This window comes from Cupriavidus basilensis, from assembly GCF_029335485.1.
Lineage (GTDB): Bacteria > Pseudomonadota > Gammaproteobacteria > Burkholderiales > Burkholderiaceae > Cupriavidus > Cupriavidus basilensis_E.
Genome location: NZ_JARJLM010000603.1, coordinates 1 through 19,354, shown reverse-complemented (window position 1 = coordinate 19,354; position 19,354 = coordinate 1). Strand labels below are relative to the sequence as shown.

Annotated in this window: 17 protein-coding genes; 15 read left to right on the top strand and 2 right to left on the bottom strand. The window is 58.0% G+C overall.

Features of this window, described 5'->3' with window-relative positions:
* Positions 1–245 precede the first annotated feature (245 nt).
* From P3W85_RS37355 to P3W85_RS37325, 7 genes are all read left to right on the top strand, one after another.
* Positions 246–695, top strand: coding sequence for a type IV pilin protein (locus tag P3W85_RS37355; RefSeq protein WP_276268491.1), 450 nt, complete (start codon positions 246–248; stop codon positions 693–695).
* 31 nt (positions 696–726) lie between these two features.
* Positions 727–1,287 (top strand): GspH/FimT family pseudopilin, encoded by a 561-nt coding sequence (locus tag P3W85_RS37350; protein ID WP_430869695.1) that lies wholly within the window; start codon positions 727–729, stop codon positions 1,285–1,287.
* 72 nt (positions 1,288–1,359) lie between these two features.
* On the top strand, positions 1,360–2,478 hold the full coding sequence (ribD, locus tag P3W85_RS37345; protein WP_276268488.1) for a bifunctional diaminohydroxyphosphoribosylaminopyrimidine deaminase/5-amino-6-(5-phosphoribosylamino)uracil reductase RibD: 1,119 nt from the start codon (positions 1,360–1,362) through the stop codon (positions 2,476–2,478).
* Between the two features lie 251 nt (positions 2,479–2,729).
* Positions 2,730–3,374, top strand: a complete 645-nt coding sequence (locus P3W85_RS37340) for a riboflavin synthase (protein WP_276268487.1) — start codon at positions 2,730–2,732, stop codon at positions 3,372–3,374.
* A 561-nt stretch (positions 3,375–3,935) separates the two neighbouring features.
* Positions 3,936–5,108: an ABC-three component system protein gene (locus tag P3W85_RS37335; protein ID WP_276268486.1), complete on the top strand. Its 1,173-nt coding sequence runs from the start codon at positions 3,936–3,938 to the stop codon at positions 5,106–5,108.
* Positions 5,108–5,617 carry a three component ABC system middle component gene (locus P3W85_RS37330; RefSeq protein WP_276268485.1) on the top strand — a complete coding sequence of 170 codons (510 nt, stop codon included), beginning with the start codon at positions 5,108–5,110 and terminating at the stop codon, positions 5,615–5,617. Before P3W85_RS37335 ends, P3W85_RS37330 begins: the two co-directional genes overlap by 1 nt.
* Positions 5,617–7,593, top strand: a complete 1,977-nt coding sequence (locus P3W85_RS37325; protein ID WP_276268484.1) for a DUF3732 domain-containing protein — start codon at positions 5,617–5,619, stop codon at positions 7,591–7,593. Before P3W85_RS37330 ends, P3W85_RS37325 begins: the two co-directional genes overlap by 1 nt.
* Positions 7,594–7,734: 141 nt before the next feature.
* On the opposite strand, the gene P3W85_RS45720 is transcribed toward P3W85_RS37325, so the two are convergent.
* The gene (locus P3W85_RS45720; protein ID WP_430869696.1) at positions 7,735–7,896 is read right to left on the bottom strand and encodes a helix-turn-helix domain-containing protein; all 162 of its coding nucleotides are present in this window, start codon (positions 7,894–7,896) and stop codon (positions 7,735–7,737) included.
* A gap of 424 nt (positions 7,897–8,320) precedes the next feature.
* Between P3W85_RS45720 and P3W85_RS37320 the strand changes: the two genes are divergently transcribed.
* The gene (locus P3W85_RS37320; RefSeq protein WP_276268483.1) at positions 8,321–9,535 is read left to right on the top strand and encodes a tyrosine-type recombinase/integrase; all 1,215 of its coding nucleotides are present in this window, start codon (positions 8,321–8,323) and stop codon (positions 9,533–9,535) included.
* A gap of 84 nt (positions 9,536–9,619) precedes the next feature.
* Here P3W85_RS37320 and P3W85_RS37315 read toward each other — a convergent pair whose 3' ends face one another.
* Positions 9,620–10,315 (bottom strand): hypothetical protein, encoded by a 696-nt coding sequence (locus tag P3W85_RS37315; RefSeq protein WP_276268482.1) that lies wholly within the window; start codon positions 10,313–10,315, stop codon positions 9,620–9,622.
* Positions 10,316–10,689: 374 nt separating this feature from the next.
* Between P3W85_RS37315 and P3W85_RS37310 the strand changes: the two genes are divergently transcribed.
* From P3W85_RS37310 to P3W85_RS37280, 7 genes are all read left to right on the top strand, one after another.
* Positions 10,690–10,974, top strand: a complete 285-nt coding sequence (locus P3W85_RS37310) for a helix-turn-helix transcriptional regulator (RefSeq protein WP_276268481.1) — start codon at positions 10,690–10,692, stop codon at positions 10,972–10,974.
* Between the two features lie 17 nt (positions 10,975–10,991).
* Positions 10,992–12,821: a DUF3631 domain-containing protein gene (locus P3W85_RS37305; protein ID WP_276268480.1), complete on the top strand. Its 1,830-nt coding sequence runs from the start codon at positions 10,992–10,994 to the stop codon at positions 12,819–12,821.
* A 347-nt stretch (positions 12,822–13,168) separates the two neighbouring features.
* Entirely contained in the window at positions 13,169–14,329 is a 1,161-nt protein-coding gene (locus tag P3W85_RS37300; RefSeq protein ID WP_276268479.1) for a phage/plasmid replication protein, II/X family, read from the top strand.
* 309 nt (positions 14,330–14,638) lie between these two features.
* Positions 14,639–15,421, top strand: a complete 783-nt coding sequence (locus tag P3W85_RS37295) for a hypothetical protein (RefSeq protein WP_276268478.1) — start codon at positions 14,639–14,641, stop codon at positions 15,419–15,421.
* A 111-nt stretch (positions 15,422–15,532) separates the two neighbouring features.
* A complete protein-coding gene (locus P3W85_RS37290) occupies positions 15,533–17,707 on the top strand; it encodes a hypothetical protein (RefSeq protein WP_276268477.1) in 2,175 nt (724 codons plus the stop codon).
* A complete protein-coding gene (locus P3W85_RS37285; protein ID WP_276268476.1) occupies positions 17,683–18,087 on the top strand; it encodes a hypothetical protein in 405 nt (134 codons plus the stop codon). The genes P3W85_RS37290 and P3W85_RS37285 overlap by 25 nt, the downstream gene beginning before the upstream one ends.
* 2 nt (positions 18,088–18,089) lie before the next feature.
* Entirely contained in the window at positions 18,090–19,202 is a 1,113-nt protein-coding gene (locus P3W85_RS37280; RefSeq protein WP_276268475.1) for a hypothetical protein, read from the top strand.
* Positions 19,203–19,354 lie beyond the last annotated feature (152 nt).

The following is a 19,354-nucleotide window of genomic DNA, read 5'->3' as shown; positions in this document are numbered from 1 at the left end:
CGGTGGCGCTCACGCTCTGGTCCCTGGACGGTGACCGTGCCGTGCCACACCAGCGCATCGTTGCCAGCCGCCGTACCGGCCGGCTGCGCTGGCGCGAACTGATCCGCTCCGGTTCGCCCTGACGCGCCGCACGCCAAAGCCGCCCTGGCGCAAGGGCGTTCCCGGGAGCCCTGCGCTCCCGCGCCAACCGCCATCCACCGCGCATCGGCTTGCCAAAGCGGTTGACGGCGCCACGGAGTCCATTCATGACACCCACCCCTCGCACCAGCGGATTCACCCTGCTCGAACTCCTGATCACACTCACCATGCTTGCCATCCTCGCGGTGATGGCCGTGCCGGCGTGGCACCGGCACATGGAACGCGGCTGGCGCGCGGAGGCGCGCAGCGCACTGATCGGTGCGATGCTGGAACTGGAACGCCACGCCCTCGCCACCATGAGTTTCGCGGCGCAGCCGGGCGGCGCCGTGGTGGCCGGCAACTGGCCGCGGGCGGTGCCCGGACAAGCGGCGCGCCCGCGCCATCTGATCAGTGCCGGCGCCTGCCCGAGCGGTGGCCTTGAGCGCTGCGTCGAACTGCGCGCCGTGCCCCAGACACCGGATGCGCCATGCGGCGTGCTGATACTGCGCAGTACCGGCGAGTGGCTGGCGCAGCCCGCCTTTGCCGCGGAGCCGGTGCCGCTGCCGCCGGCTTGCTGACATGCCTGGCCATCGGCATCCCTGCCGCGGCATGACGCTCGCCGAACTGCTGACCTGCCTGGCCGTGCTGGCCATCCTGGCGGCGGCGGCCTATCCGTCCTGGCAACGCTTGCTGGCGCGGCAGCAGGTGGTGCTGGCTGCCGACCGTCTTGCCGGCTCGCTGGCGCTCGCGCGCGCCGCCGCGGTAGCCCGGCGTGCGGAAGTGATACTGGCGCCCTTGCCGGGCGAGGCAACGCTGGACCGCGGCTGGCGCCTGGCCCTGGCACCCGGGAGCAGCACGGCCGCGGAGCCGTCCGCCCCCGGCGGCAGCCAGACGGACTGGCAAGAGGGCAGCTTGCTGGCCGTGGTGGAACTGCACAGCGCCTGCCTGCGCATTGCCCTGCGCTCCACCGCGCAAGGCAACAATACGCTGCGCATGACAGCTGTGGGATACTCTCGCTCAGAGCAAGGCGGTTTCCTCGCCGCCACCTTCACCGTGACCTGCCAGGGTGAACAACGGCAGCTGAGGCTGGGGGCGCACGGCCGCGTACGCCTGTGCACGCCGGGCCAGGATACCGACTGCGATGGCCTCGCCCAGACCGCACCGCCCTGACGCCAGGTCATTTTGATAGCGCCTCCAACCCTCACCGATTCACCGTTTATCCGACAGGAAGCACCAGGCCTCATGTTCTCCGATACCGACCACGCAGCCATGGCACAGGCGCTCGCGCTCGCAGCGCGGGGCATGTACACCACCACGCCCAATCCGCGCGTTGGCTGCGTTTTGTCCAAGGACGGCAAGATCATCGGCCAGGGCTTTACCCAGCCGGCCGGGCAGGACCACGCCGAGATCCAGGCGCTCAAGGACGCCGCCGCGCACGGCCACGATCCCGTCGGCGCCACGGCCTATGTCACGCTTGAGCCCTGCAGCCACTTTGGCCGGACCCCGCCCTGCGCGGATGCGCTGGTGCGCGCGGGCATCGCGCGCGTGGTGGCGGCCATGGAAGACCCCAATCCCGCCGTTTCCGGCCGGGGGCTGCAACGGCTGCGCGAAGCCGGGGTGGACGTGCGTTGCGGGCTGCTGGAAAAAGAAGCGCGCGAACTCAATATCGGCTTTGTCTCGCGCATGACGCGCGGCCTGCCCTGGGTGCGGGTCAAGGTGGCCGCCTCGCTGGACGGCGGCACCGCGCTGCACGATGGCACCAGCCAATGGATTACCGGCCAGGCCGCGCGCGACGATGGCCATGCCTGGCGCGCGCGCGCCAGCGCCATCCTGACCGGCATCGGCACCGTCCGCGACGACGACCCGCAACTGAACGTGCGCGCCGTCGAAACGCCGCGCCAGCCGCAGCGGGTGGTGGTCGATTCCCGCCTGGAATTGCCGCTGGATGCGCGCCTGCTGACCCCGGACACGGGCGATTTCGCCAAACCGGTGCTGGTGTTCTGCGCCTTCGACGACGCCGCGCGCCGGCGCGCGCTGGAAGCCCGCGGCGCCGAAGTGGTGGTGCTGCCCAATCCGCACGGCAAGGTGGAACTGCGCCACATGCTGGAAGAACTGGGCCGGCGCGGCATCAACGAGTTGCACGTGGAAGCCGGGTTCAAGCTTAACGGCTCGCTGATCCGCGAGCATTGCGCCGACGAACTGCTGGTCTACCTGGCGCCCAAGCTGCTCGGAGACGCGCAAGGCATGTTCAACCTGCCGCCGCTGGCAAGGCTGCAGGATGCGCCCGCCTTCCGCTGGCACGACGTACGCATGATTGGCGAGGACCTGCGCCTCATCGCCCGCCGCGCCGACCACGCCTGACCGCCATGCGCGGCCGCGGCGGCGGAATCGGGATCGATCATGCCCACGCGTAAGCGGCGAGGACCCGACACAGGCTGAGGCCCGGGGCTGCGCCACCTTCGCCAGCACCCGACCCTCCCCTATATAAGAAAGCAAGCAGGGCATCCATGCCGTCCTGGCGACATGCCAACCGGCCGCAGATGTCCGGCCAAAAACGAATCGGCTCCGCACCTGCTAGCATGCGTGTTTTCCCATCGCATCACGCACCGATCATGTTCACTGGCATTGTCGCGGCCGTTGGCCGCATCGAATCCGTTTCCCCGCTGGGCGCCAGCGAAGCCGCAGCCGACGCTGGCGTGCGCCTGCGCATCCGCGCCGGCGGCCTTGACCTGTCCGATGTCATCCTCGGCGACAGCATCGCCATCCAGGGCGCCTGCATGACGGTGATCGCGCTGGATGGCGACGCCTTCGACGTCGACGTCTCTCGCGAGTCGCTCGACAAGACCGCCGGCCTCGACCGCCCGGGCCGCGTCAACCTGGAAAAAGCCCTGCGCCTGGCCGACCGCCTCGGCGGCCACCTGGTATCGGGCCATGTCGACGGGCTTGGCGAAGTCACGCACTTCGCGCCGGTAGGCGAATCCCACGAACTGCGCGTGCGCGCCCCGCGCGAACTGGGGCGCTACCTGGCCTACAAGGGGTCGGTGGTGGTCAATGGCGTCTCGCTGACGGTCAACAAGGTCGCCGACGACGAGCAAGGCTGCACCTTCTCGATCAACCTGATCCCCCACACCATCGAGGTCACCACGCTGCAGGATCTCAAGCCCGGCACGCGCGTGAACCTGGAAATCGACCTGATCGCGCGCTACGTAGAGCGGATGCTATCGACGTCTCGTGATGAACATAAGCCTTTGATTTAATTGATATTTCAAAAAAGTCACCGTCTATCAAAAGCCACTGAAGGCACGAGAAGCTCACACCTTTTGACGGTATACTTGACGGTATACCCGCGATTTCTGGGCGGGTATACCGTCACGACGTCGAAAACGGGCGGCATTTGCCTCTGGCGTCGCCGGCTCTCTCCACCAGTACTGGGTTCTACGCCCCCCCTCCAGATGTCCCGCCGCCCGGGACTGATGCTATTTTCGCCGCCTTCTCGGCCCCTCGTAGGCGGATCGCCACAAGCATGATTGCATGCCCTCTTCCACCCCGCGTTGCCATCCCATATCACTCAACTAATAGCTTGCAGCGGAAGTGAGCATTGACCTACAAACACTCACATCGACACTTACCTCACAAACTACGGATACCTTACCCGCGACGGGCGAATTGTGCTGTAATCGATATCTCAGACGAAATATTGTAAAAATCTGTTACGCTTACTATCCACAGATCAATGCCCGAGAGACGACCCCGCGGTTGCTATCGCAATGGTAGGCACACCAGCCAAGCCCGTTGATCGGTGCGCTGCGAACTAGCCCATGAACGCACGGCTCCCAGGACCAGTCAAGCACAGCGCCCCAGGGCAATATCTTGGCTTTGCACTCCAGCCTGTACGTATGTGCTTTCACCTACTGAGTTCTCAGGATGGTGCAAGTGTCTCGTTGGAGCATTTAGATGATGTTGCAGTGCACTTCCTCGATGGGTCTGTCATCGTTGAGCAGGCAAAGAGTGCACTCGCCCACAACCCGTTGTCTGATTGGTCAGAAGACCTCTGGAAGACTATTGCCAACTGGCTGCAAGAGGTTCGCTGCGGCACCCTGGACATGCAGAAAACGCAATTCCGAATGTATGTCACGCCGACGAAGAAGGGCAAATGGAGCGATTTGCTCCACACCTCCAGTTCGGACGAGCAAGTTAAAGCCCTGACAAAAGACATTCGAAAAAAGCTTGCAGCAAAGGCGACCGCACCCAAATGCCTTGAGTACCTTCAAGTCTTCCTCGATGCGACCGACGCTGAACGGCACGAGCTCGTGCGACGACTGGCGATCATTAGTACCGACGATGATCCGGTTCAAGCACTCAATGCGCTCCTCACGCCGACCATAGCCCCTCATTTGATCGAGGTTATAACGCACGCCGCCATCGGAATGGCAAAAGAGTGGGCAGATAGGTGCATTCGCAGGGGCCGTCCAGCTATTGTGGACGCTAATGAGTTCCGCACGGCCTTTCACGCATTTGTTCAAAAGAACAATATGCCAGGCTACCTTGCGTCACTTACCGCCTCCCCGGAGGCTTCTACGGTACAAAAGCTTTTGAGCGGAAAACCGGTCTTTGTCAGGCAATTACAGCTGATTGAAGCCACGGATGAACAGCGTTTGCGGGCTGTTAGCGACTTTCTGCGGGCTTCGGCTGACAAGGCATTCTGGGCAGAACACGGACAAGTGTTCGAGGCGAGCTTTACCGAATGGGAGGATTCGTTGAAGCGACGTCACAGCGCCATAGAAAGTGAAGTAGGCGACCTGCACTCAGACAAATCAGAGCAAGTGAGAGGCCGCCTCATCTACAACCGCTGCTCAGTTCTTGAACCCACGTTGGATGGAAGGGAAGTTCCCGGTCACTTTGCTCATGGAAGCTTCAACGCCCTCGCAGACGATCAAATACTCGGCTGGCACCCGAGATACGCGGAACTACTCGAGCAGGGGAATGGGTGATGGAGAGACGACAAGGGGCTCGCTTTCCGAGTGAAACAGCAATCGTTCAGAATCCACCTCTGGGCACCTACGCGCTGTGGAGGTTCGGTTTGGCGTATCAAGCGAGGAATGGGCAACAACCCATATTCCCGCTCATGTTCCTGGTACTCCCAATGGTTCTTCACAAGCCCACGCTGGAAATCGTGCTCGGGACATACAAGACGTCAGGTCTAGCATTGTTTGCTGGCAAGCTCGGCGCAAGGCGAGAGGACCTCCTTGCGGTGCATGATCGCGCACTCACACTCCGGCATCTGACCTTGGAGGCAATTGCCCTCGGCGAACAAGCGAGGCTTTTGAGCATTGATGCCCAGCAAGCAACACTGAGAGCAAACGCTCTAGACGAAGGCGTGAAAGCACCTCCGCTTCCAGACCGGATCAAATGGCTTGCTCCAGCATGTGAAAGGCTTGGCCACTGGTTTGCTGGCCTGACGGCCCAGCAAGTAGTACGCATGCTTAACGTGGAGTTCTGATGTATTTTCAGCTTCGCAAAGTGATCCTGTGGCCAAGAGCAGGCGGCGAACCACGGGTAGTCGAATTCGAGCCGGGCATGGTCAATGTGATCAGCGGCGCGTCAAAGACCGGAAAATCCGCCGTCATTCCAATCATTGACTATTGCCTGGGCTCTGAAAAATGCGCAATACCAGTAGGCGTGATCCGCGAGTCCTGCTCCTGGTTTGGAATCGTTGTTGAGACCATTGAAGGTCAGAAACTCCTTGCTCGACGGGAACCCGGCAATCAGCAGAGCACAGGCGACATGGTGCTGCTGGAGGCGTCCGAGATTCAGGTTCCGAAAGCCATCGAGACAAAGTCAACAAACGTTGACTATGTGAAATCTGTACTGAACAGACTCGCGGGACTATCCAACCTTGAGTTCGAGCCAGGCACAACGGATAGCTTCAAGTCTCGTCCAAGCTTCCGTGACTTGATGGCATTCACGTTCCAACCGCAGAATATCGTCGCCAACCCCGATGTGATGTTTTTCAAGGCAGATACCACTGAGCATCGTGAGAAGCTAAAGACAATCTTCCCTTACGTGCTTGGCGCTATCAGCCCGGAGTTGCTGCAAGCCCGACATGAACTCGACCGCCTTTCGCGGCTTCTGAGGCGAAAAGAGACTGAACTCCGCGCGCGCCAGGCATCGGGCGCTACTTGGCAGCGCGAGGGACAAGCCTGGATACGGCAGGCGATTGAGTATGGCCTGCTATCACCAGAGTCGCTTGTACCGGAAGACTGGCCCACTACTCTCGACACACTCCGTCGAATTCTCAATAGCGACACGCGTGAGGCGGCGCAAACCCTCGCCTCCATGGACACCGTGATGGCGCGTTTGACCGATCTGCGCGCGACGGAAACTACATTAGCCACTCAACTCAACCAGAGCCGTCACCGCCTACATGAGCTTCGACGTCTCGACGAGAGTAGCGATGCTTATGGGGGCGGACTTCGAGTTCAGCGCGATCGACTGTCGCTTTCGACATGGATACGCGATCTCGCCTCCGACCAGTCAAATGCAATCTTTGAACTAAGCGATTCCGGGCGCGAACGTGTCGATCAGCTATGTGAGGCACTCGGTGCGATTGAGGTCCGGCTAAGGTCACACCCAGGGATTGCAGAAACGCTCGGTAAAGAGACATTGCGACAGCGCGAAGCGACACAAATTTTGCTGGATGACCTCAACCTCGTTCGAAAAGAGATTCGGACGCTTGAGGGCAAATCCAATGCCGCCAAGGAAGCAACCGCCCGCAACGAGCATATTGAACGTTTTCTTGGCAGGCTCGAGGAGGCTCTACGCCTTTATGATGCTGCTGACCAGTCGTCCAGCTTGCACAGCGAAATTGCCGAGTTACGAAGCAGCATTGCACACCTGACGAAACTTGTCGCGGAACATGAGATTGCTCGCAAGCTCACAAACGCACTGGAAAGTATCGAAAGCATTGCCGGAAAATTAATCCCTAAATTGGACGGCGAATGGCCAGAGGCGCCGATAAAACTCATAGTCGCAGACCTTACGGTAAAGGTCATTCGAGGCGGCCGCGACGATTACCTTTGGGAGATCGGTAGCGGCGCAAACTGGCTGGCATATCATGTGGCGGTGACGCTTGCGCTTCAGTGGTACTTTCTCCGCGAACCGAATCATCCGGCGCCCGGCCTGCTTATGTATGACCAGCCAAGCCAAGTCTACTTCCCTGCCCGTCGCACGGCGGTCGACGACTCTGGGGCACTCGAACCAACATGGCGCAACGAGGACGTCGTAGCAGTTCGCAAGGTGTTCGACCTTCTTGACAAAGTTGTTGGCAAGGCGAAAGGACGGTTACAGGTAATCGTTCTCGACCATGCCGACGACGAGGTGTGGGGTCAACTGCCCAACGTGCATCTTGTCGAAGAGTGGCGCGGAAAGGCTCTTGTGCCATATGAGTGGGTACCAGTAGACGGCAATAGCATCTAAGGCTAGTCGAAGCCGAACCTCATCTGGAGCCAGCGCTACTACCGGAAGCGGAGCATGGCCTATGTGCCGCGACCAATCTAAAAGGCGCCCGCCATTCCACGCGACGTGGACGCTCTACCCAATTGGTCGCGGCCCGTCAGTTCACCTCCGCTTCCTCAGCGGCCCCAGGAGTTGCCACCGGATGCCCATGCTGTTTAGCAGGCGCCGGACATTGACAATGCTATAAGACACTCCAAATCTGCGGTCAATCAACTGCATCACCAGAACCAAAGTCCATCGGTCGTTCGGATAGCCGTGCTTCATCGGACCGGCTGACAACACCTTCACCAGCGACCTGATCTGAATCTCACTCAGACCACTTGGTCGCCCCAACGTCCGACGACGCCACGCCTGCGGATCCTCTGCCAATCTTCTCGCCCAAGTTGACGCCGTCTGTCGACTAACTTGGAGCAGGCGCGCCACCTCCGCCTGCTCCACACCGAGCGCAAGCATACGCATACCCTTTCGGCGGCGCGCTTCCATTCCATCCAGATCCCTCTTGTACTGTTTCGTAGTCATGGCGAAGTCCCACACAATCTCCACACAGGAAAGTACGTGATCGAACCTCGCCTGTCATCTATTTAGTGAAAAGACACGATTCTGCCAAAGTTATTTGCAGATGGACGATCAGTGGCAAGCACCGGTATGTTTGATGCCACCGAAGCATCCCTCTACATCGAAACCCATCATGATTCTGACCAGCAAGAAGATTGAAAGCACCAAGCCTGACGTGCAACCGCAGAAGCTGCCTGACGGCACCGGGCTCTACCTCTACGTAACCACCAAGGCGAAGTCCTGGCGCTTCGACTATCGATTCAGTAACCGCCGCTACACCATCACATTCGGCTTGTATCCCACTGTTGGGCTTGCCGAAGCCCGAGAACTTCTGCGCGACGCCAAGAAGAAGATTGCCATTGGCATCAATCCAGCCATCGACAAGCGGCTTCGCAAGCTGGCACTGGAAGCATCGTTCGTCGACACATTCGAAGCGGCGGCCCAGAACTGGTTTGCCAGCAAGCAAGATCAACGCTCCACCGTCTGGCAGGAAGCCCACTCCCTGTACCTGCGCCGCGACCTGAATCCGCACATCGGCAAACTGCCCCTGACTGCGATCGATGCAACCCTTCTACTCGGCGTGCTCGAGCGGGCGAAGGCAGAACGGGGGGTGCGCACGGCCGAACGCGCCCGTCAAACCGCGATCCAGGTGTTCGACCATGGGATACGCAAACTCAAGATCCAAGCCAACCCGGCACGTCTGCTGAAAGGCTGGGCTGATCTCCCTGCCCAAGTCAGTCACCGGCCGTTGCGGGAAGACGAAGTACATGATTTTGTCGTACGGCTCGACGCTGATCCTGGCTCGATCAGCACCAAGCTGTGTATCTTGCTCATGTTGTTCACTTTCGTGCGCAAGTCAGAGATCGCGCAGGCGCGCTGGTCGGAATTCGACCTCCAACGCGCCACGTGGAGCATCCCGCCCGAACGCATGAAGATGCGCGATGCACACGTGGTGCCCCTCAGCCGGCAGGCATTGGAAGCGCTTGCCCAACTGCGGCCCCTATCATTTGGGTCGAAGTTCCTATTTCCCAGTAACAGCAGCATCGAAAAGCCAATGAGCCTTTCGACGCCCAACGTTGTATTCAAGCGAATGGGCTATGGCGACAGATTCTCCCCGCATGGCCTGCGCGCCACGGCAAGTACCTGGCTGAACAATCGTGGCGTCCGCGCCGACGTGATCGAGCGGCAGTTGGCCCATGCCGAGCGCAACCGCATTCGCGCCGCCTACAATCACGCCGACTACATGCCGGAGCGCATCGCCATGATGCAGATGTGGGCAGATTTCATTGAACCGCCAACAGACGCCGCCGGGAGCGTTTGGATCCCCTACCGCTGCTCTGCTACGTAACGGCCGCCGCGGCATCGACGGCAAAGGTACTCTGTCGGCCTTTCGGTACCAGAGAACACAGGCCTTCCATTTGCCGACGGGCCGTCATCTCTTACTTGCTTTGCGGGCCACTGCCTTCCTTACCTCCTGTTCTCCAGCTGCGCTCTCATCGCTCTTCTTGCGCCTTTGCGTCCGCCGCTCTTCGGATCGCTCCTGTAAAGAATCCAGCGGCACCAGTTCTAGATACCCGCCGTCAACCATTTCCCTCGCTCGCTTGAGATCAATGCTCATCTTCTTCATTGCCTCGCGCATCTTCTGACTCCTCTCCCTCTCCGGCCACCGCACTGGGTCCCCATACAGCGCCTTCCTCACCTCGTCTCGATCAGCATTTGCGAACTCGATTGCATCGTGCAATCGAAGCCAGTGGAAGAGTTTATTCCTGCGGACTTTGATAATCCTTGGCCGCTGGGGTGTTGGCAGCGATTCCTCGAACCTGGCGAACTGCTGATCCAATAGCTCTTGGGCATGCTTGAGTAACGAAGTCTTGGCAGCCTTCCCCGACGTCAAACTACAGTTCAAATCAAATACCACGGCAAACTGCCCGGTCGTCAATGTGAGCTGCACGCTGGACTCACAGTCCTCGGCATCGCCCCACATGGTTACCGTTTCCGCGAGCCAATGGCGCTCTTCATCCTCCTCATCAAGGTACTCTTCCCGGTAGCACTTCAGGTCACATCGCCCGAACTCGTGCGCTATCTCAGCATTTTCTTTCAGAGCTTTCGCCCGCAGCGCTTGAGGCATCGGTCTAAGAGGCTCCTTGGCCTTGGCCTGGTACCTTGCATTTCGCCGTAGGAACTCCCACGCCCACCTTCGGTAGGACCAACCATCATGACCCGACGGGTAGCTCGATTCGTCGCTCCATATGGGTCTTTTCTGCCTTTTTGGCCGCTCTTGGATTCCGCTCACGCTATCCCCCTCTTCGTCCGGAACAGATAGTTTTAACGATCCGCAAGAAATCGGCAAGTTTTCCTATAGATAGTTGTCGCTATCTATAGGAAATCTCTTCCTTTCCCGCCCGATACGCAGCGCACCTTTTGGGGTTACTGGCAGACAAGGACATAGCAGAATTCATTTGTCGCGCGACCCGATATCTCTCACTAGACATAGGTACACATATGAAGATCGTGAAACAAGCCACGGGAACCCGTGGCACCCCAATCGACAGCGAATCCACGCGCCTCGGTGCACGAGACATCCCCACCGAATTCATTGAACTAATTCGCATGCGCAAGGTACTCGAAACGACCGGCATCAGCCGTCCACAGGTCTACGCACTCATGAAGCAGAACCGTTTTCCGAAGGGTGTGAAGATTGGCCGGTCCACCGCGTGGGTCCGTAAAGAGATCAACGATTGGGTGCAGCAGCGTATCGCCGAGCGCGATTCCGCTCTGGCCGCCTGACCATGAAAGGTGCACGCATGAACACGCACGATCTGTTTCCGTTGAATCCGGTCGAATGGCCGCGTTCGAAAGATGCGGTCTCCGCGAAAGTCGCGGGGGTTTTTGAGAAACTTGCACGAGCCACAGCAGTTCACCCAGTTGCATCGGCCAAGGGTCTTACCAGAGCCGTGGGTTTTGAGTGTACTGCCCCATTGATGGTCGGTGACGTCGACTGCTCCAACGCACTCGCGTTGCCGATTTGGGATAAGACTGGGAAATCCTGCAATGTCCTCGTAGCTTACAGGACCGACGGCGGTCACGCGGAACTGACCATTCCGGGCGCCCAAATCGAAGGCGGATACATCCATTTTGGCACCCGGCCTAGCGACGACTTACCGACTTATGTCGCCACGGATTGGGCAAGTGCCGCGGCCATTCACGAGGCGACTGAAGCGCCGGTCGCATGCGCGATCTACACTGATAACCTCCACGAAATTGCCGCAGACCTCCAAGCGAGGTATCCCGGTAATGAAATGATCATCTGCGCCGGGACGACCAATGGTCCCAGCCGCCGTATCGCCACAGAAACGGCTGCTCACCTTGGCATCAAGCTCGCTGTAGCGGAGGATGGCGGCTCCTTCATTGGGTGCTATAAAGCCCTTGGCTCAGAAGGCATTCTTCGTAGCCTCAAAGCCGCCACCGTGCCAGACAGTTTTGTGTTCGGCTCGCAGGTCAGCGACCCACTGGATCCACCCACTCCAACTCGCTGGCCAGGGCAGCACGTGAACGGCAGCGTGATGGCGCAGCATGCCGTGATGCTCATCATGCGCCACCTGATCGTGGACGCCTATGTCGCCATAGCAATCGTCCTCTGGGCGCTGGCAACGTATTTCGTTGACGTCATCCGCGTCGCACCGCTGCTTGCATTCTTCTCGCCCGTCAAGCGATGTGGAAAAACAACTGCGCTAGGTCTTCTGAAAAGCCTCGTGAACAGGGCCTATGCGGCATCCAACTTGACGCCGGCTACGCTATTTCGCATGCCTGCGCATAACAAGCCGACGCTCCTGATCGATGAAGCCGACACGTTCTTCGGCTCCCGGGAACTGACCGGCATCATCAACTCTGGTCACACGCGGCAGGCGGCATCCATCACCAGAGTGGAAAGAGGCCGTAATGTCTCGTTTAGCACGTTCTTCATGAAAGCCATTTTCGGCATTGGGCATCTGCCGGAAACGCTGGAGGACCGGTCGATCCTAATTGAACTGCAACGCAAGCGTCCGGAAGAAATCGTGGAAATGCACATGCCGTCTGCAAACGATGCGTTTGCTCCTGTACGCGCCTGCTTCGCCAGACTGGCACATGAACATGCAAATGATGTCCGAAACGCCACTCGAGATCCGATTAACCTCGGCAACGACCGGTTTTCGGACAACTGGGAGCCGCTGCTTGCTGTCGCGAGCATCTTAGGCAGCGACTGGCTTGAACACGCTCGCCATGCGGCAACCAAGCTTTCGGCACGGACCGATCATCGAGATCAGGCTGGCCTGGAGGAACTGCTCAGCGACATCAAACTGGCCTTCGAGTCGGCAGCAGCCTCGAAGCTCTCGACCGGCCAGTTGATGCAGACCTTGACCAATGACCCCGAAAAGCCGTGGGGCAGATTCACGCGTGGCGGTCCGATCACGGCACATGACCTCGCTCGGCTACTCCGCCCCCTGCACATCAGGAGCGTCAACCTCCGCACGGAAAGGTCGCCGGGTGACGTTGGCCCCGCCCCTTCACTCAAGGGGTACTACCACCGGGACTTTGAGGACGCATTCGCCCGATATCTTCCTAGTGATCCGAGTGAGTGCGTCGAAGCTGACTAAGCAAGCGATTCGGCATAGGCTGCCACACCGCTACACGGCCACACCGCCACAGTTACTGCCTACGGGCTATTTCTCAGGCGCGAGGTGGCAGTGTGGCGCCCGATCATTATCAGGAATACCAGCGGGAGAGATCAGCTACCCGAACCGGTCATGTGAAGTAAAGCGGCAGTACCGTAATACCGTAACTATGTCAGTACTTTGTATGGCGGTATGCCAGCGTAGATCAGCTATGCGTGTCAGCTTGATAGGTGGCACTGTTAGTCATGGGATACCAGCCTGCATATGTGTTCCTCTCTCATTGCGAAAATACAGCCTGTATGAATCTCACAAAAATAGAAGATTGCGTCATGCTCGACACCGTCGGGCTTGCCGTGGACGACATCAACGCCGACTTGCCGACACGTGTATGGACAGAGTGGGACGATCAAACTCGATCCACCGATCACGGGAATATGAAATCCTCGTCAGGCCGCCGCACGCTCAGCGTCAAGCACATCAAGAGCAGGAAGCGGCTACTCGTTGAAGGAAGCTGTGCGGCCCATTATCAGGAGCACAACATCGTTAGCTCCAACGATATGGTCATGACCGCGTTCTCTATGCTGAAGACGGTAAAAGACTGGCACGATATCAAGATTCCCCTGGAACGTGCCCGCGAGTTTGCACGCGGAGAGGGTATCACCGTCACTCGAGTCGATATTCCTGTCATGCTGCGTGTCCCCCAAGGAATGAGTGTAGGAGCCGTCGTCAACGGCTTGGCCTGTGCCGGTATCCGCTGCGGAATCAATGTGGCGCTGTACCACAACGAGAGCTTTTACTACGACCAAGGCTCGCAAGCGTCTGCCTTGAAGGGATATGATAAAGCGGCGGAAATCGAGCAACGCAAGACAAAACTCGTGCTGCCGGTGACCGAAACCGCTGGGATGCTCAGCGAACTCGCAGCCTCAAATGTCAGGCTTGAGGCCGTATTCCGCCAGAAATACCTCGCCAATCAATCCCGATTCGCAGGGCAAGATGTGACACCACGCCACCTTAGTCCGACCGTGCTCGCCGAGATGTTCCTTGAACTCATCAAGAAATACGATCTGCGGGGTAGTCTGCGTGCGCGGTTGCACCAGGAGGAGCTTTGGCAGATACCGCAGCGGTACAGGGGCACGGTAGCGTTCTGGCAGAACGGGGGTGACATGCTCCCCTACTTCGACCACAACGAACGTACCTTTGGCCGACACCGCAAGTTCCTCAGAGAGAAATACTCGATTGATATCGGCGGCCTGCCGCCTAGCGAGATCGAGGTGCCGGCGCAGATCGGTGACATCCTTGCCCCGGAGAATTTCGTGCCTGTACCGGAGGCAATTCGCCGCGATCCACAGCTTTTCCATTCGTTGAACATGCGCAATGAATGGAACGAGCTTTGCGATCAGATGCGCCTGGAGAACGGCATTAGCCGTGTCTACGTTGACCCGTATGAGAAGCCCCACATGCCACACGAACTCGGCGCGCAGATTCTGTAGCCCTGTAGCGGTTCCCAGGCAGCCGCCCACGTCGCTACCCCATGTAGCCCTGTAGCGGCTGCGCGGTCCTTGGATTGGTACGACAATCAACTGTAGCGGTGTAGCGCCTCCCCCGTCCACCACCATCCTCTGCTTCAGGCGGTCACCAGAGTAGAATATCAGTGCCGTAGTCGCACCCAGTGATATCCTCTAGTTGTCGCGAGTTCTGCCCGTCGAAAGCTTCAGCATGGTCCGGTCCGTATGGAGCCGCCTCGCTGGCTCAGTTTCGCTTGGCTGACTCGCCCTTCCTAATGTCGAACTCCATCTGGCATGCAAGCTCTCAACGCGATCATCTGCGAGTTTAAGGCAAAACTGGCAGCCCTTGGATACTCAACCATTGAAGCCTCAACCGGCACAGATGCTGCGTCTGCAGTTGCCCTATTTATCGCGGAATCGGAGCGAGAGTTGCTCCGCGCCTACTTTGATCTTGAGGCTGGAAATAGCCATGCAGGGAAGGATCCTAGCCTAGCGGAAACCAAAGACATCTGCATCGACAGCTGGCTCACAGAATGGCCGCCTTCGCCGGGCGATGCTCGGATTGAGCCACCTCCCACACGCCTGCTCTCCACCGTGCGGCCGTCTAAGCGACAGACATTCCGGGTAGTATGGATCTCTGGAAAAGAAATCCCCGTCAGAAATGGTAGTTATCTCGTCCGACGGAAGAGCGGCACAGCACTATCAGTATTCGAGAACGGCGGATGGAAGGACGGGACACCGCTAAAATGGGCTGGCGTCGACTGGAGGCTGAGCAAAAAGCGAGAGGAGAAACTGATCAGAGACTTCCACCAAGGGGATCTCGATGCCGGCATTGCGCTCGTTCGGCACTGCTACGCATCTCGGCCAGAGTCCTCCAGCCTCTCTTTCGGTCCGGATGATACATGGGGGATACGCGCACGAATGTTCGCCCGCGTGATATACAACCAGATTGCATGGCGAGAAGTGTACGACTCAGAAGACCAATATCTGGCTTGCCTGCCCCTAGTACCCACAAAAGAGGCTCGCGACAAGATCGAGCGTTTAGCCGAAGAATTTTGGCTCACTGGCGACGCTTAGATTGAATCACACGGAGCAAGAATGCCGGCAGCTTCCTGTTCATTGCCCGTTCCGCTACAAACTGATCGTCGAGCAATCAAGAGCAGGAAGTTCCAATAAGGAGTATTGCCAATGCGCACACCAAATACTTCGCTCGAGTCCGAGATAGTGGATTGGCTGGTACACTTGATCGAGAACGATGAGCTTCGGGAAGCCATTTCGAATACCGAGTCTCTTCTCCGGATCGCGAAATCCGCACGGCAATCGTCCTACATCCGTTCATACAGCGTCGATCAAATGTCTCGACTAGCGTCAGCGGAAGCTGCTCAGGTGGTTCTGGAAAGCCTCGGGCTGCTCGAGATCATCGCGATCAACAAGAGCATCTCGCTAGCTACAGGAGAGATTCTTCGGCCCGACATTCTTTGCTTCAACCCAGAGAGCAGAACGCTTGTCGTGTTTGAGGTCAAACGCGAGACATTTACTGAACGGCAAACGATCACCGAGCTCGCAGGGTATGAGCATGAATTGCGCAACGCATTGCCATTCCTGGGAAACTTCGAAATCTGCTTCGTCGTTGTGGCCAAAGACTGGTCGACCCTACTCGATCACGCCGTTGCGAACCTGAACGCATGGTCTGGAAAGAAATGTCTAGCACTCAAGGTCGACGTGGAGAGTCAGCCATTTGGCCTAACCTGCCATTTGCCAGAGGCGTGGCATCTGACGGGCAGCTTCGGCCTGCCTCCCGACGCGCTGCAGACAATCAGCCTCTATCTTGTAGAGGAAGAGCCTGATCTCAATGAGCATTCGCCGCCTCGATCATTGCTCACCGCGATGGAAGTAATGGCGCGGGCAGGGGATCGAGCGGGCTCACACGGCTTCATGATGCTCTGGAAGGACGTGAACGGGATGGGACAAGGCAGATGGGCTTTTACACTTTGCGCCGTCGACCCTATATCCATGCACTCCTGGTGCTCTATGCATGGTTTGCCTCGGCGTGAGTCTGAAGTTACACGCTATTTCGATAAACAGGTGGCCGATGCGCCTGCACTAGTGCCTTCTGTGGTGTACCGAATTGCGACAGAAGCTTTTCCAATCCTGGAAGACCGTTACGACCCGCAATTCGAGGGGGCATTCTCATGGCACGAGAGCTTGCGACAGCGCCGCGCCGGCGCAGTCCCTATTCGATTCGAATTCTGGGGAACGCTAGGAGAGTATGCCCGCGAGTTCGTATGCAACACCGATGTGCGCAATCGGCACATGCCTTTTATCGGCAGAAACGAACTGGATTGGACGGATCCTGAGGTGGCTGTTCCCTTGATCGAGAGCTTATCGGGCTATTCCCCGTTCGCTGGCGGCATGATTCGTTGCAGCGACGCGTTCCACGTAGGGGTAACGCTGGGAATCCTTGAGCTGGTAGCCGGCAATGCCGCACGCAGCGATAAAGCTGCGACCCACTTGGAGCCACTGCTGCGCTGGTCCCATATCGAGGCACTTCGCTATGCGGTCGAGATGCACGAGATCTATTTGATCGCAAACGAGGTGACGATTCCGATTCCAGCAATTTCAGATCGTCCAGAGCGAAGGCTGCAGGCAGTCAAGGAGTTGTCCTCATGGGTTCAAGAGCACCTCCTCGGACGCGAGCATAGAGTTCACCAGACATGCTTCTCGCTTGGCCGCTACGGGGCTGCGCTCTTCAGCAAATGGTTCGAGGGCGGTGAACGCCTGATAGCAGAAGAAAACAGGCAGTGGCTGACCTCCGAGGTCAAGCGTCTTGTCGGTACAATTTTGCTTGCGGCCGAGGAACGAGTCCCCTATGGAAACGTCGAGGCATTGGATCAGCTCAGAGAGATTCTCGTGCAGAACAACTTCTCCCCAAACGGAAATGGTGACGCTGAACTCAGGAAGTCGCTCGATGGACTGCCAGGGGATGTACTGCTAGACGCTACGGCCAGCGTAGTGCTCCCCGCACTTGATAGTGTCATCCCTGTAGTCGCGCACACAGTTGCCCCAATGCCCGAGCTGGAGGTAGATTGGGATGGGCTCAAGGCTGGCGTGCGTGCGGCCTTCGATGCAGGGCATCGCTGGCCCGCCGTTATTGTCTCTCAAGATGGCACGGTTGGTAGCGGCTTCCTGGTTGAGCCAATGACACAGTTTGCAGCTCCTATCGCAGACCCTGCGAAAGAGGTGTATTTTTTTAATGAGCAGGCGAGCGCCAGCATAGCAGTGAAATTCACCTGGACTGCCCTGATGCAACGGGGGTTGTCTGGGAAGACGTCCGCATCATGCAAAGCGGATTGCATCGATTGAGAGAGTCACCTCGGTATGGTCGCCTGATTTTCGGTAAAAAGACCACCGAAGCGATTGTCGTAGGTCGCCAGTTCGACTGGCGGCGCAATGCCTTTTTAACTATCGATAATGGTGTGTTTTCGCTAGCCGTCACCATGATTTGCGATGCAATTAGCCAGCACGACCTATATCCCGGCTCCAATTTCCGGCCCTCGGAAAATTGGTGTCTTAAGTATGTGAAGAGATATGTAAAGAATATGCAGCCGATGCCGATATCTATGGCCATCACGTTCCACGACTTTGGAGAGCTCTTCCTGGCGCCAACTCTTTCGCAAAGGCTGCGTATTGAAGCGAAAGCCGCCGTCTGGGCAAACGCGCTTCTAGGAAAAACTAGTAACTGACCATGACCTTCTGCTTCGGACTCAAGTACAAAGACAGCGTCTACTTATTTTCCGACTCTGCCGTTACGGGAGGGCCATCTCTCGGAGATACCCCTTATCTTACGAGCTTCGGCGAAGCATCAATTGTCGGACCCGCCAGTCAAGTGCAGGAAGGAGCACTTAAACTCGTGAGGCTTGGCGATGACTGCTTTGCTGCAATAGCTGGAGACGCACATCGAGCGTTTGAAGGCATAGCGTCAATGCGCCCGCTGTATTCAAGCACTATAGCGATCCCTACCTTGCTCGGGTTCCTAGCCGGAAGCATTGATACCACGTCGGAAGAACACTTCGAGTACTTGTTCGCGCGGAGTGGCCCAAACGGCTCGGAGTTGTGGCACTGGTCGACCACAGCTCCGGCCCGCCCCACCGCTATACAGAGCAACGCAGCCATCGGCAGCCTCACTTCTTGGCACGCGGAAATGGCGGGATGGACTGCAAATTTGTTACGCGCGGGTAGCATCGATGAGCATCGGATGCTAACCACAATGGCAGCCGTGATGCAGTCCTTTGGACTTCGCGACCACCTTCTAACTCAGGGCGTAGGTGGTGCGTTTTGTGGTGTGCATGTCGGTCCAACAGGAATTCGCTGGCTTCCCGATACGAATTACGTTGTCCATGATCAAAAGCTATCTACAACTGAATTAGTTAGTGTTTTCAGTCGTGATGGTGCGGTAGCTGTGAGTTCCTCATTTACCCAAGATAATCGTGTCTTTCTGAACTCCATTGATCACCGAAATCCAGAGAGTTGGACTAACCAGTGGCTAGCCTCATTGAAGAGTTGTTTTGACGAATGTGCCGCCAAGGTGTGGGTATTCCTCGGCTATGAAGCCTTTACAGTCCACATTATTGAAGCGGAAACTGCGGTGACCGACATGCCATGCTGTAGGCTCACCATCATTGGTGCCGGTAGGTATGATCTGGCAATTCATCCCCTGCTGAGCCAAGTACTCTCCTATCCATTGGAGGATCGCGGAGATGGATCGTTACCCGCTCGGCTGAGCTATGTTAGCGCCGAGAACTGCCTTGAGCACGCTTATAGGTTTCTCGCTTCGCGCCCAACGCAGCTCGCGCCCTGACAGCCTCGTAATGTGCAAATCCTGGCCGATGACATGGGGATGTCGATCAAGCGTCACTAGAACTGAATGCTCGCCCTTCCGAAGGGAGTGCTTCTTCCGCCCCATCAGCGACTAGCTGACCTCCCCCATTGTCGTTGCACCTCAACTATAAC